Raw genomic sequence first — 13,091 nt, forward strand, 5'->3', positions numbered from 1 at the left:
GCCGTGGGTCGGGGCGCCGCCGGCCCGTCACCGGCCCGCCCCCGCGCCGCCGCCGACCGGCGCGTCGGAGTCGGCCGCGCCGGCCGCCCGCGTCGCCCGTCGGCGCCGCTTACGCGGCGGCGGCACCAGCCCGGCCAGGTCGCCGCCGGTGTCGTTGAGTCGCATCAGGAACGGCCGCAACGGCGTGTAGCGGATCGCCGTCACGGAGGCCGGGTCGGCCACGATCCGCTGGAACAGATCCAGGTGTACGCCGAGCGCGTCGGCGACGATCGCCTTGATCACGTCGCCGTGGCTGCACGCCAGCCAGACCGCCTCGGGGCCGTGCTCCGCCGTGATCCGGGCGTCCCACGTACGCACCGCGGTGACCGCCCGCGCCGCCATCTCCGCCATCGCCTCCCCCTCCGGGAAGACCGCCGCGCTCGGGTGCTGCTGGACCACCGGCCAGAGCGGCTCCTTGGCGAGCTTCTTCAGCGGCTGCCCCTCCCAGGCGCCGTAGCCGCACTCGATCAGCCCCTCCTCCACCACCGGGGCGGCCCCGGGCAACGCCAGCTCCAGGGTCTGCCGGCACCGGATCAGCGGGCTGGTCACCACCGCCGCGAGCGGCACCGCCCGCAGCCGCTCGCCGACCGCGCTCGCCTGGGCCCGGCCCGTCTCGTCCAGTTCCACGGGCTGACGGCCGGCCAGCCCGCCGTCGGCGTTCGCGGTCGTCCGGCCGTGTCGCAGAAGCAGAAGGGTCGCCACGGGACCACCCTATGACCTGTGTCCGGCCACGGGTGCCTCCCCGGTGCGCGCGGTATGACCCGCGCTCCCCCATCTGCGCTACGACCCCGGGCCCGACTCACCTCGACGGCGCTGACCGCCCAATCGACGATGACAGTCCCACACCAGGCGCAACACCCACGGCCCGCACCTATCCCGCACCGCCCCCGCGTCTGCCGGCCCCGCGCCACACCACGTCGGCGTCGGCGTCGGCGTCGGCGTCGGCGTCGGCGTCGGCGTCGGCAGATCTTGGAACGAGAGTGCCCCTCCAGGGGCCGATCCTTGCCAAGATCTCGCAACAGGGGCCGGCCCGACAGGCTCGACTAACCGTTGACCATGCCCGGGGGCACCAACGGACATCACTCGACGCCCGCATGTCCGGTTCATCCCCTCACACGCGGCTTCAGCAGCCCTCCACCCCGACCGATCGCCCTGTCCGACACCAATCCGGAACGCCCACCACGACCCGCACCACACCCGCCCGAAACGAGTCGACGACGAGACGCTTTGTCCGGTTTCAGGGTGTGACCGGGGGCATCGTGGGGGCGGAATCGTGGCCGGCCCCGGGTCGTTACACCATGCGTACGACCGAGTAAGGGCACGCCCCGCCTCCCGGGCAGGTGGTCAGCCCGGGCCCCGGAATGATGGCGGCCGGCCGGTCGTTACACATGGTCCCGGCCCACGTGCAGGGCATCCCCCTCCGCCCCACGCGGCCGACTCTGATCTTTCCTCCGGCAGGACGCCGGAGGTTCCCCGTTGTTCATCGAGCGCCGGACGGTGCTTGCACCCGCACACAGAGCCGATCCCCCTTCGGTGTGTGGTGCCAACCCCCGAATGGAGCGTCCCCCATGAACACGTTCATTCGTAACAGCGTTCTCGGTATTGCTGGTCTCGCGTTCGCCGGTGGTGTGGCCGCCGGCCCGATGACCGGCAGCACCCCGACGACTGTCGACACCACGCCCGTGGCGGCTGTGGCCATGCAGGCTGACAAGCCGTCGGTCGACAAGGCCAAGCTGATCCCGCACGGCGTGCAGGGCACCCAGTCGCACGTCGACCTGTCCGACGAGCAGGTCGACAACGTCAAGGCCATCATCGCCGCGACGAAGAAGGCCGGCATGGACGAGCGCGCCGCTGTGGTCTCCATCGCGACCGCGTTGCAGGAGTCGAAGTTGGAAAACCTGGGTCATCTGGGTGACCGCAACGACCACGACTCGCAGGGCCTGTTCCAGCAGCGCCCCTCCAGCGGTTGGGGCACGGTCGAGCAGATCACCGACCCGGAGTACTCGACCATGGCGTTCCTGAAGGGTCTGAAGCAGGTCGACGGGTGGCAGGACATGCCCCTGACCAAGGCCGCCCAGACGGTGCAGGTGTCGGCGTACCCCGACCACTACGCCCAGTGGGAGCAGCAGGCCGCCGACCTCGTCACCGAGCACTGGAACAGCTGACACACAGACTTTCCACCACAAGGGGGACCGCCGGCCGGCACCGATCAATCGGTGCCGGCCAGCGGCACGTCCACACGACACGGCCGGCACCCCGACAGGGGCGCCGGCATCTCCACCTGAAAATCTTGGACAGTTACCGCTCGCACCCGACGACAACCGTCCAAGATCTCGACGTGAGGACGGCGAGCACGGCTTACGCGATCCGGCGAGAGAGAATACGCCCCTCGGCCTTCGGGTCGCCGGGGTTGTGGTCCGGGTGCGAATCGCGGCGCCAGACGCCAGAGCGCCAAGGCGCCAGGCAGGCGGTGACGGCCGGCGGTGGGTCGGACACGGGCCGGCCCCCGTCCGGTGGTGCGGGGACGGGGGCCGGCGCGGGCGCGGGCGGGTCAGGTGGCGCTGATGGTGCCCGTCATCAGCAGGGCGAGCACCAGGGTGCCCACCGCGACCCGGTACAGCACGAAGACGTACAGGGTGTGATGGGCGACGTAGCGCAGCAGCCAGGCGATGGCCGCGTACCCGACGCCGAAGGCGATGATCGTGGCGATGATCATCTGGGCCATGCTCGGCACCGACGTGCCGGGCGCCGCCGGCTCGAAGACGTCGCCGACGCTGAAGATCCCGGACATCACCACCGCCGGGATGGCCAGCAGGAACGAGTAGCGCGCCGCCGCCTCCCGGGTGAGGTTGAGAAACAGCCCGGCGGTGAGCGTGCCGCCCGAGCGCGACACCCCCGGGATGAGCGCCATCGCCTGGGCGAAGCCCATCACCACGCCGTCGCGCATCTTGAAGTTCACCAGGGTGCGGGTCTGCCGCCCCCAGTACTCGGCGAACGCCAGCACGAACGCGAACACGATGAGCGTGGTCGCCACCAGCCAAAGGTTCCGGCCGGCGGTGCGGATCTGGTCCTTGAACAGGAAACCGAACAGCCCGATCGGGATCGAGCCGACGATGACGTACCAGCCCATCCGGTAGTCGAGGCTGGAACGCACCGACTTGTCCCTGATGCCGACCAGCCAGGTCCGGGTGATGCGCCAGATGTCCTTGGCGAAGTAGATCAGCACCGCCGCCTCGGTGCCCAACTGGGTGACCGCGGTGAACGACGCTCCGGCGTCCCGGTCGAAGAAGATCGCCGAGGTGATCCGCAGGTGACCGGACGAGCTGACCGGAAGGAACTCGGTCAGTCCCTGGACGATGCCCAGGACGATGGCCTCGATCCAGGTCACTCCCCGACTCCCGAGAGGTCCAGCGCCTCGGCGACGGTACGCAGGGTGTGCACGCCGCTGTCCCGGTCGGCCGCGAACAGGGTCACCGACAGGGTGGTGACGCCGGCGGCGGCGTACTCCCGCATCCGCTCGGCGATGCGCTCCTTCGGGCCCAGCAGCGAGGTGCGGTCGATGAACTCCAGCGGCACCGCGGCGGCGGCGTCGCGCTGCCGCTTGGCCAGGTAGAGATCCTGCACCTCGCGGGCGGCGTCGCCGTAGCCCATCCGGGTGGCGAGCTGGTTGTAGAAGTTCTGCTGGCGGCTGCCCATGCCGCCGACGTAGAGGGCCGCGTACCAGCGGACCAGCTCGGCGCAGGTGGCGATGTCGTCGCCGACCACCACGGGCACCGACGGGACCACGTCGAAGCCGGCGAGTTCCTTGCCGGCCTTCGCCCGCCCGGCGCGCACCGACGCGAGCTGTTCCTCGGCGAACTCGGGGGCGTAGAAGATCGCCAGCCAGCCGTCGGCGATCTCGCCGGCCAGCTCCAGGTTCTTCGGGCCCACGGCGGCGAGGTAGATCGGGATGTGCTCGCGCGGCGGGTGGAAGCCCAGCTTCAGCGCCTTGCCCGGCCCGTCGGGCAGCGGCAGCGTGTAGAACTCGCCGTCGTACGCCACGGACTTGCGGGCGACGGCCAGCTTCACGATGTCCACGAACTCGCGGGTCCGCGCCAGCGGCTTGGCGAACCGTACGCCGTGCCAGCCCTCGGAGACCTGCGGGCCGGACACGCCGAGGCCCAGCCGGAACCGGCCGCCGGACAGCGCGTCGATGGTCGCCGCGGTCATCGCGGTCATCGCCGGGGTACGGGCGGGGATCTGCATCACCGCGCTGCCCAGGTCGATCCGCTCCGTCTGCCCGGCCATCCAGGCGAGCATGCTCGGCGAGTCGGAGCCGTAGGCCTCCGCCGCCCACACCACCGAGTAGCCGAGCCGGTCCGCCTCCTGGGCGAAAGCCAGGTGATCGGCCGGCGTGCTCCACGCCGTCTGGTATCCGAGGCTGAGCCCGAGTCGCACTAGGTCCTCCCCCATCCGCACCACAGGTCGCATCAGGTTACGCAATGCCGCAAGTCGACCCGTTCACCGGTCGCCACCACCGGGGGCGGTGCCCGGACGGTCGGAAACGCGACGCGTCCGGCACACTTGACGGGAGCGAGGATATCGGCGGGCCCTCGTTCGAAATAAGGTTCACCCATGCAACATCGACCGCTCGGCCGAAGCGGGCTGGCGGTTTCGCGGCTCGCGCTCGGCACCATGACGTGGGGCCGGGACACCGACGCCGACGATGCGGCCGCCCAGCTGAAGAGTTTCCTCGACGCGGGCGGCAACCTGATCGACACCGCCGACGTCTACGGCGACGGCGACGCCGAGTCGGTGATCGGGTCGCTGCTGGGCTCCCTGGTGCCGCGCGAGGAGCTGCTGATCGCCACCAAGGCGGGCCTGCGGCCGGGCAGCGGCCGGCGTCGGGACGGTTCCCGGGGGCACCTGTTGCGCACGCTGGACGCCTCGCTGCGCCGGCTGGGCACGGACCACGTCGACCTCTTCCAACTGCACGGCTACGACCCCGACACGCCGCTGGAGGAGACGCTCGCGGCGCTCGACCACGCGGTGGCCAGCGGCCGGGTCCGCTACGTCGGGGTGTCGAACTTCGCCGGCTGGCAGACCGCGCGGGCGGCGGCCTGGCAGACCGCCTGGCCGGGGCGCGCCCCGGTGGTGGCGGCGCAGGTGGAGTACTCGCTGCTGGAGCGGGGCGTGGAGCGGGAGGTGCTGCCCGCGTGCGAGGCCCTCGGGCTGGGGGTGCTGCCGTGGTCGCCGCTGGGCCGCGGGGTGCTCACCGGCAAGTACCGGCACGGCCGGCCCGCCGACTCGCGGGCGGCCTCGCCGCACTTCGAGCGCTTCGTCGCCACCTACCTGGAGCCCCGCTGCTCCAGCATCGTGGAGGCGGTCGCCATCGCCGCGGGCGGGCTGGGCGTCTCCCCGACGGAGGTGGCGCTGGCCTGGATCCGCGACCGGCCCGGGGTGGTGGCCCCGATCCTCGGCGCGCGGACGGTCGGGCAACTGCTCGGCGCGCTCCAGGTCGAGCGGGTGACCCTGCCCGAGGAGATCGTCACCGCGCTGGACGACGTGTCGGCCGTGCCGGTGGGCTACCCCGAGCGCGACGGCTGACCCCGCGTCGCGCGGGGCGAGTGCGCGGTCAGGCCGTGGGGCGCTGGCCGGGCAGGTCGCGTACGGCGGCGAGGAAGCGGGACTGGTCGTCGCGGGTGGCCGGGTTGACGATCCGGATCCAGGACCCGTCGTCGAACACGATGGTGGACGGGAACTGCATGAGGCGGGCCCCGTGCTCGGACTCGATGCGGGCGATGCGCCGCCGCGGCACGCTCCACAGCACCTGGGGGCGCCGCCGGTCCTCGCGGTCGGGGTCGGGGCGGCGGCCCATCCGCAGCAGGTGCAGGTGGGTGTCGGTGACCGCCAGCGGGGTGCCGGTGTAGCGCTCGAGGAAGAGCAGCAGGCTGCCGGCGAGGGTGGCCAGGTCGCCGCTGAAGACGTACCGCCGCCGGTAGGCGATCTCGGCGAGCTGGTCGGCCAACGGGCGGTAGCGGCTGAGCCGGAACAGCGCCCGGAACGCCTCCTGCTCGTCGGTGAGCGGCAGCGGCTCCCGGGGCGCGCCGCCCGGCGCCGGTTCCGGCTCGGCCGTCTCCGGGGTGCCGGCGGCGAGCAGGGCGGCCTTGCCGGGCAGCAGCAGGACGCCCGCGGCGATGCGTACGGGCGTCAGCACCGCGTCCACCCAGGCGACCGGGTTGACGATGTTGAGCAGCCCGAACAGCGCGCGCGGATCGAGCGCCTCGGCCAGCTCGGCGTTGACCCGGTCGGCGAGCTGGCTGCCGGCCCGATGGTTCTCCGGGGCCCGCACCGGCGCCAGGCCGACGTAGCGGATCTCCTCGTCGGGCAGCAGGGGCGCCACCAGGGCGCGCTCGGGCTCGTCGGTGGTGCGGAACTCGTCGCGCAGCTCACGGGCCTTGTCCCGGGCGGCCCGCGCACCGCCCAGCACCGCGTCGGTCAGCCGGCCCAGCCGACTGCGCCCCTCGGACACGCCCCACCCCCTCGATCGGCCGTCACCTGCCGGCCGGCTGCTGCGCCGGCGGCTGCCCGAAGACATTCTGGTCGATCCACTCGGCGCCGCCCTGCACCGCCGCGTCGACCTTGTCGCCGACCTGGTCCATGCCGGGCACCGACAGGCCGGAGACCATCGCGACGGTGCCCCAGGTGGCGCCGTGCACGACGGAGTTCGGGATGTTCCACGGCAGGTTGGTGGCCCAGTCCCGGCCGATCATCCGCGCCCCGTCGGCCATGCCGTGCGCCCGCAGCGCCCCGAGGCGCTCGAACGTGCTCATGTCGAACGGCGAACCGGACTTGCCGAGCTTCCAGGTGCCCTTCGCCGGGTCCATGAACTTGTGGTGCCACTTGTCGGCGGCGCCGGCGGCACGGCGCTTGTCGGCGTACTTCTGGCCGGCGCGCAGCGCCTTCTGCTTGTCGACCAGCTTGTCCAGGTGGTTGCGCAGCTTGCGCAGGTGGAGCAGGACCCGTTGCAGCAGCCGGATGACCTTCTGCAGGTGCGTCGCCAGCGGCCGGATGATCTTCAACATCCGGGTCAGCGCGATCATGCCCCGGGTGACCCCCAGCGCCACGCCGGCCGCCCAGGACGCCCCGGCGGTGAACGGGGCCATCAGCAGCGCGGTGACCAGCGTCACCAGCAGGAAGTTGACGAACTCGACGCAGATGTCGACCAGGACGTCGTGCACCGTCTGGAGCGCGTCGGCCACCCCGCGCAGGTACTCGGCCGTGGCGGCGAACTGCTCGGCGACGTCCAGCAGCTGCTGCTCGACCTCGGCCAACCGCCGCCCGTACGCCTGGCCGGACGGGGAGCGCCAGCCGGCCTGCTCGGCCTCGCGCACGCTGCGGTGGCCCATCGCCAGCTCCCGCACCTGCCCGGCCAGCGCGTCCCACTCCGTGGCCTTGGCGCGCAGCGCGGCCGGCTCGCCGTCGACGAGGTCGACGAGCTGGATCAACGGCCAGGCGAGAGTGCGGCAGACGCTGTCGACCACCTTGTCCACGCCGGACAGGGCGTTGTCGATGCCGTTCCAGAGCTCGACGGCGGTGCCCGCGGGCCCACTCACCGGGGCATCCCGGCGCCGATGGCGCGGAAGGATGCGTCGATGTCCTGCTCGTTGCGCTCGTAGGCCTCGGCCGTCCCGCCCAGCGCGCCGCCGACCCGCTCGAACGCGTCGTGGCCGGACCGGAACAGCTCCATCCCCCCGGTGACCTGCTCGGCGTACTTCTCGCGGAGCATGTCGCTGACGAACGGCAGGTGCCCGAAGGCCCCGTCCGGTATGTCGCCCGCTGACGTGATCCGGCTCTCCAGCGCGGTCAGCGAGGTGGCCACCCGCTTCGCCGCCGCCTCCAGCCGACGCACCGCCTGCACGTCGACGTCGATGTCAGGCACGCCGTTCCTCCCCCACTCGCCCGGCGGGACGACGATACGATCATGCCGCCGCCGGGCGCCACCCCGGACGGCACCGCGCACGGGAGGTTCTCATGTCTGACCCGCTGTCCGCGTTCGACGCACTCGCCGGACGGCTCGCCGACATCGAACGCCGCTTCGCCGGGCTCACCGACGACCTGGAGGAGCTGAGCGCCACCGCCACCGACGACAGCGGGCTGGTCACCGCGACCGTCGACGCCACCGGCGAGCTGACCGACCTGAGCCTCGCCCCGACCGCGCTGCGGGTGGGCACCGAGGACCTCGCGGCCATGGTGCTGCAGGCGTACCGGCAGGCCCGCACGGCGGCGACCGCGCAGCTCGAAGAGCGCACCGGGGGTCTCGACGCGACGCTCGGCGCGGGCCTGAACGGGATCTTCGGCACCCCCGGCGACTTCGCCTCGCTGGGCCGCCTGGAGGAGGCGATGGGACGGCTCGGCCGGCTCGACGGCCGCCTGCCGGGGCCGCCGGCATGACGTCGCCGGGCTGGCCAGACATCGTCACCCGGCTCCACGACACGCTGTCGGGCTGCGACCGCGACACCGACCTGGAACTCGCCGCCGGCCCCCGCCGGCTGCACCTGATGGTGCGCCGGGACACCGTCCGCGGGGTCTGCCCGCCCTACGACGAGCGACGCCTGGCCGAGCTCGGCTGGCAGGCGCCGCGCGGGGTCGGCGGTTGGTGGTACGAGACGCCGCGCAACGCCGAGGGCCTGCGCTGGTGGAGCGGGTTCGCGGCGCAGACCGCCGCCACGGTGCTCACCACGGAGCCCGCAGCGCTGTCCTGCCAGATCCTCCCGCCCACCGGTCCCCGGGTGCGCCCGGAGCCGACCGTGCCCCGCGTCCGGGTCGCGGCGCCCGATGCCGAGGCCGGGCACCCCGCTGCCGGAGCCGGGCAGCCCGTCGCCGAAACCGAGCACGCCGCTGCCGGAGCCGAACGCCCCGCTGCCCAAGTCGAGCAGCCCGTGGCCGGGGTCGAGCGGCCCGTGGCCGGGGTCGAGCAGCCCGTGGCCGGGGTCGAGCAGCCCGTCGCCGGGGTCGAGCAGCCGGCTGCCGGGGCCGGGGACGCGCGTGTGCCCGACCCGCCGCCCGCGGAACTGCCCGCAGATTCGCCCGCGGGCCCCGCCGCGGACGAGGCGCGGAGCGGGGCGGACCCGGGCGGGCCGTCCGTGCTCGACCTGCTCGGCGAGGCCGGCGCGCGGCGGGACCTGCCCGGCTACCTCGGCATCCTCGCCGCCGCGGCGGTCTGCGTACCGCTGGCGGCGGAGCCGGGGCCGGACCGCGAGGTGCCGTGGACGATCGTCACTGACCCGACCGGCGCGCCGCTGCTGCCCGTCTTCACCTCCCCGGACGCGCTGACCGCGTTCGCCGGGGAGGGCGTGCCGTTCGTCGCCGTGCCCTGCGCGGACCTGCTCGCGGACTGGCCCGACCCGGCGTGGGGGCTGGTGGTGGACGCGGGCACCCCGCGCGCCCTGGCCCTGGGGGCGGCGTCGCTGGCGGCCCTGCTGGCGGCGAACCCGCCCGCCGGCTGACCGCCGGCCGGCAGTCCTACCGCTACCGGCCGCGCCGCGCGAGCCGCACGGCGAACACGACCGCGCCGACGACGAGCACGACGCCCAGGAACTGGAGGCCGGGCGAGTCGTCGGCCTCCCCGTGCACGACGCCGGCGACGCCGAGCGCGCCGGCGAGGAGGGCGAGCAGGTACTTCACGGCGTCTCCCTGGTGGCGGCCGGGGTCTCGGACCTGCTGGTGGGCGGTTCGTGGCCGTCGGTCCGGGGCGGCGCGCCGTGGGGGTTCACTCGTCGACCCACTCGAGCAGGTCACCGGGCTGGCAGTCGAGCACCCGGCACATGGCCTCCAGGGTGCTGAACCGGACGGCCTTGGCCCGGCCGTTCTTCAGCACCGCCACGTTCGCCGGCGTGAGTCCGACGCGCTCGGCGAACTCGCCGACGCTCATCTTGCGTTTCGCCAGTTCGACGTCGATGCGTACGACGATGGGCATCAGATCACCGCCTCCATGTCGGTGCGCAGCGTCGTGGCCTGCCGCAGCAGCGCGCGCATCACCACCATCAGCAGGCCCAGCACGGCGACGCCCACCAGCAGCAGGAACAGCAGGAGCGGCAGCCCGGGGTCCGTGGCGTTGAAGCCGACGTAGAGGAAGACGCCCAGCAGCACCACCCAGGCGGCGACGATCGCCCAGACGATCGCGTCCACCCACGCCAGCGAGGCGTCGCTGAAGATGCGGTCGCGCTTGACCAGGGTGAGCAGCTTCCAGGTGGACACGACCACCACCTGGACGCACAGCACCCAGAACACCGCCACGGCGGTCATCGGCCACCTGAGGTAGGCCTGCTCCGGGGACTCCTCGGCCATGTGGGCGAACTGCCCGGGCAGCGAGAAGGTCTGGAGCATGACCAGGATCCCGAACAGCACGACGAGGAAGACTCTGAGCGGGGCTACCGCTCGATGCTCGTTGAACATGCATCGACTATCGCTCGTAACCTATCGAAAGTCAATCGATTTGGCGATGGCCGGGAAGCCGGGCGGCCACGCCTCGCAGCGGCGCGGGTCACCGGCGAGGGGGTGGCGAAGGCCTCCCGGGCTGGGCAGCATGGAGGTCATGGACTACGAGTACGCGCCACTGCGGCTGCCGCCGGACGTCGACCGGTTGACCGCCGCGGCGCAGTTGGCGATCCAGGCGGAGTTCTCCGGGTGGGAGTTGGCGCGGGTACGGCTGTACCGCGACGGCACGCGGCAGGTGGTGCTGCGCCGCCGCCGGGTCAACCAGCCGCAGCCGGGACTGTCGTACTGACCACGACAGCAAGGCCCGGGGCCGACCGTCCGGTCGGGCCCCGGGCCTGCGCCGCCTGACCGGCGGGCCGTCACCGCCTAGTGGGCGTGGTCGTGCTCCTCGTCGAGCTCCATGAAGGGGTGCTCGTCGAGCCGGCCGACCAGCCGGTCGTCGGCGGCCGGCTGGAACGGGCCCACCGGGTCGTCGTCGTCGAAGGACTCCAGGTCCACCGGAGTGCCGACCTCGCTGACCATCACCACGCCGTCGAGCGGCTCCAGCTCCGGCACGTCCAGCGCGCCCAGCGAGCCGTCACCGCTCTGGAGCAGCTCCAGCACCGCCTCGCCGACCCCCTCGACGGGCTCCGGCTCGTCCTCGGCCGGGGTGCCCTCCCGCCGGGCGGCCTCGGCGACCCGGATCAGCGCCGACACGCTCGGCACCCGGTAGTCGCGCCGCTGCCGTACCGAGATCACCCGCGGGTGCGGGTCGGTGGGCTCCACGCCCTCCGCGCCCCCGAAGCGCTGGTCTGCCTCCTCCGGGTCGATCGACTCGACGTCCCACGGGGTGACCTCGCCGAAGGCGTCCAGGAGTTGCTCGTCGTACGCGAAGGACGCGTTGTTGAGCGCGACGTACGCCTGCCAGACGTCGTCGTCGTCGACGCGGCCCTGTGCGGCGCGGACGGCGGCCAGGTGGTGGCGGGCCGCATCGATCACGCGCTCGAGGGCGGCGTCCAGCTCACCGTGCTGGTCGGTCATGTGGGTCAGTCCCTTCACGATCAGTGGTTCCCGCCGGGACACCGGGGTTCCTGGCGGGGGCTAGCAGGTGCGGAGGAACCGGTCGAGAACCCGCACGCCGAACTGTAGTCCGTCCACCGGAACCCGCTCGTCGATGCCGTGGAACAGCGCGGAGAAGTTCAGGTCGGCCGGCAGCCGCAGCGGCGCGAAGCCGAAGCAGCGGATGCCGAGCTGCGAGAACGCCTTCGCGTCGGTGCCGCCGGAGAGCATGTACGGCACCGGCCGCGCCCCCGGGTCCTCCGCGCGCAGCGCGGCGGACATCGCGTCGACCAGGTCGCCGTCGAACGTCGTCTCCAGCGCCGGCTGGCGCTGGAGGTACTCGATGACGATGTCCGGGCCGACCAGCTCGCGCAACTGCCGCTCCAGCAGCTCCGACTGCCCCGGCAGGCTGCGGCAGTCGATGGTGGCGGTGGCCCGGCCCGGGATGACGTTGTCCTTGTACCCGGCGGCGAGCCGGGTCGGGTTGGCGGTGTTGCGGATCGTCGCGCCGATGATGTTGGCGATCGGGCCGAGCTTGGCGATGGCGGTCTCCGGGTCCTCCGGGTCCAACTCGACGCCGAGCAGGTCGGAGACCTCCTCCAGGAACGCCCGGACGGTGTCGGTGACCACCACGGGGAAGCGGTGCCGGCCGACCCGGGCCACCGCCTCGGCGAGCGCCGTGACCGCGTTGTCGTCGTGGATCATCGAGCCGTGCCCGGGGCGGCCCTTGGCGTGCAGGCGCAGCCAGTCGATGCCCTTCTCGGCGGTCTCGATCAGATAGAGCCGCTGGCTGTCGTTGACCGAGTACGAGAAGCCGCCGACCTCGCCGATGGCCTCGGTGCAGCCGTCGAGCAGCCCACGGTGCCGGTTGACCAGGAAGTGCGCGCCGTAGTCGCTGCCCGCCTCCTCGTCGGCGGTGTACGCGAGCACGATGTCCCGGGGCGGGCGGACCCCGGTGCGCTGCCAGTGCCGCACCACCGCCAGCACCATCGCGTCGAAGTCCTTCATGTCGATGGCGCCCCGGCCCCACAGGTAGCCGTCGCGCAGCTCACCGGAGAACGGGTGCACCGACCACTCGTCGGCGTCGGCGGGGACGACGTCGAGGTGGCCGTGCACCAGCAGCGCCCCGCGGCTCGGGTCGGTGCCGGGGATGCGGGCGACCAGGTTGGCCCGGCCGGGCGCCGACTCGTGGATGACCGACTCGACGCCCACCTCGGCCAGCTTCTCCGCCACGTACTCGGCGGCGAGGCGTTCCCCGGCGCTGGTGTCGTTGTCCCCGGTGTTGGTGGTGTCGATCCGCAGCAGGTCACGGCAGAGGTCGACGACCTCGTCGGTGGGGTCTGGTCGGGCGGAGGCGGCGTCGCTCGTCATCGGTTCTTCATACCAGCCCACGGGCCCGCAGCGGTCGCCCCGCCCCGCCGTATCGACGCCGATGGCGGGGCACGACCGGCGACCGGGCCCGGTTTCGCCGCCGACGCCGCCGGGTACCGCCGCTCGCGACCGCTCCCCACCACCTGCGCCGCCCGCCACAGAGG

At 73.0% G+C, this 13,091-nt stretch carries 16 protein-coding genes; 5 read left to right on the top strand and 11 right to left on the bottom strand.

The features are described 5' to 3' along the window. Nucleotides 1-27: 27 nt before the first annotated feature. Nucleotides 28-741 carry a histidine phosphatase family protein gene (locus F6X68_RS11665; RefSeq protein WP_151454293.1) on the bottom strand — a complete coding sequence of 238 codons (714 nt, stop codon included), beginning with the start codon at nt 739-741 and terminating at the stop codon, nt 28-30. A gap of 866 nt (nt 742-1,607) precedes the next feature. Here F6X68_RS11665 and F6X68_RS11675 point away from each other — a divergent pair. Further along, nucleotides 1,608-2,204, top strand: a complete 597-nt coding sequence (locus tag F6X68_RS11675) for a hypothetical protein (protein WP_151454295.1) — start codon at nt 1,608-1,610, stop codon at nt 2,202-2,204. Between the two features lie 386 nt (nt 2,205-2,590). Here F6X68_RS11675 and F6X68_RS11680 read toward each other — a convergent pair whose 3' ends face one another. Both F6X68_RS11680 and F6X68_RS11685 read right to left on the bottom strand, forming a co-directional pair. Then, nucleotides 2,591-3,427 (bottom strand): undecaprenyl-diphosphate phosphatase, encoded by an 837-nt coding sequence (locus F6X68_RS11680; RefSeq protein WP_151454296.1) that lies wholly within the window; start codon nt 3,425-3,427, stop codon nt 2,591-2,593. Beyond that, nucleotides 3,424-4,476, bottom strand: a complete 1,053-nt coding sequence (locus F6X68_RS11685; RefSeq protein WP_151454297.1) for an LLM class F420-dependent oxidoreductase — start codon at nt 4,474-4,476, stop codon at nt 3,424-3,426. Before F6X68_RS11685 ends, F6X68_RS11680 begins: the two co-directional genes overlap by 4 nt. Nucleotides 4,477-4,653: 177 nt before the next feature. Between F6X68_RS11685 and F6X68_RS11690 the strand changes: the two genes are divergently transcribed. Next, nucleotides 4,654-5,625, top strand: coding sequence for an aldo/keto reductase (locus tag F6X68_RS11690; protein ID WP_151454298.1), 972 nt, complete (start codon nt 4,654-4,656; stop codon nt 5,623-5,625). 28 nt (nt 5,626-5,653) lie between these two features. On the opposite strand, the gene F6X68_RS11695 is transcribed toward F6X68_RS11690, so the two are convergent. Genes F6X68_RS11695 through F6X68_RS11705 form a run of 3 tightly spaced genes read right to left on the bottom strand, consistent with a single transcriptional unit; the run spans nt 5,654 to nt 7,960 of the window. Further along, the gene (locus F6X68_RS11695) at nt 5,654-6,550 is read right to left on the bottom strand and encodes a hypothetical protein (RefSeq protein ID WP_151454299.1); all 897 of its coding nucleotides are present in this window, start codon (nt 6,548-6,550) and stop codon (nt 5,654-5,656) included. Between the two features lie 22 nt (nt 6,551-6,572). After that, entirely contained in the window at nt 6,573-7,634 is a 1,062-nt protein-coding gene (locus tag F6X68_RS11700; RefSeq protein WP_151454300.1) for a WXG100 family type VII secretion target, read from the bottom strand. Continuing rightward, nucleotides 7,631-7,960: a hypothetical protein gene (locus tag F6X68_RS11705; protein ID WP_121397959.1), complete on the bottom strand. Its 330-nt coding sequence runs from the start codon at nt 7,958-7,960 to the stop codon at nt 7,631-7,633. Before F6X68_RS11705 ends, F6X68_RS11700 begins: the two co-directional genes overlap by 4 nt. Nucleotides 7,961-8,052: 92 nt before the next feature. Between F6X68_RS11705 and F6X68_RS11710 the strand changes: the two genes are divergently transcribed. Together F6X68_RS11710 and F6X68_RS11715 are read left to right on the top strand one after the other, a co-directional pair. Next, entirely contained in the window at nt 8,053-8,472 is a 420-nt protein-coding gene (locus F6X68_RS11710; protein ID WP_151454301.1) for a YbaB/EbfC family nucleoid-associated protein, read from the top strand. Further along, complete coding sequence (locus F6X68_RS11715; RefSeq protein WP_151454302.1) at nt 8,469-9,527, top strand: SseB family protein; 1,059 nt, start codon at nt 8,469-8,471, stop codon at nt 9,525-9,527. The genes F6X68_RS11710 and F6X68_RS11715 overlap by 4 nt, the downstream gene beginning before the upstream one ends. A gap of 22 nt (nt 9,528-9,549) precedes the next feature. On the opposite strand, the gene F6X68_RS33470 is transcribed toward F6X68_RS11715, so the two are convergent. From F6X68_RS33470 to F6X68_RS11725, 3 genes are all read right to left on the bottom strand, one after another. Next, complete coding sequence (locus F6X68_RS33470; protein WP_192581375.1) at nt 9,550-9,705, bottom strand: hypothetical protein; 156 nt, start codon at nt 9,703-9,705, stop codon at nt 9,550-9,552. A gap of 85 nt (nt 9,706-9,790) precedes the next feature. Beyond that, entirely contained in the window at nt 9,791-9,997 is a 207-nt protein-coding gene (locus F6X68_RS11720) for a helix-turn-helix transcriptional regulator (protein WP_026874506.1), read from the bottom strand. Beyond that, on the bottom strand, nt 9,997-10,476 hold the full coding sequence (locus F6X68_RS11725) for a DUF2975 domain-containing protein (RefSeq protein ID WP_151454303.1): 480 nt from the start codon (nt 10,474-10,476) through the stop codon (nt 9,997-9,999). Before F6X68_RS11725 ends, F6X68_RS11720 begins: the two co-directional genes overlap by 1 nt. A gap of 139 nt (nt 10,477-10,615) precedes the next feature. Here F6X68_RS11725 and F6X68_RS11730 point away from each other — a divergent pair, with 139 nt between their 5' ends. Then, the gene (locus F6X68_RS11730) at nt 10,616-10,807 is read left to right on the top strand and encodes a DUF5703 family protein (RefSeq protein ID WP_121399254.1); all 192 of its coding nucleotides are present in this window, start codon (nt 10,616-10,618) and stop codon (nt 10,805-10,807) included. Nucleotides 10,808-10,884: 77 nt separating this feature from the next. Here F6X68_RS11730 and F6X68_RS11735 read toward each other — a convergent pair whose 3' ends face one another. Both F6X68_RS11735 and F6X68_RS11740 read right to left on the bottom strand, forming a co-directional pair. Continuing rightward, entirely contained in the window at nt 10,885-11,538 is a 654-nt protein-coding gene (locus tag F6X68_RS11735; protein ID WP_151454304.1) for a hypothetical protein, read from the bottom strand. Between the two features lie 60 nt (nt 11,539-11,598). Then, a complete protein-coding gene (locus F6X68_RS11740) occupies nt 11,599-12,927 on the bottom strand; it encodes a M20/M25/M40 family metallo-hydrolase (protein ID WP_151454305.1) in 1,329 nt (442 codons plus the stop codon). Between the last annotated feature and the right edge of the window lie 164 nt (nt 12,928-13,091).

The organism is Micromonospora sp. AMSO12t (assembly GCF_008806585.1).
Taxonomy (GTDB): Bacteria; Actinomycetota; Actinomycetes; order Mycobacteriales; family Micromonosporaceae; genus Micromonospora; species Micromonospora reichwaldensis.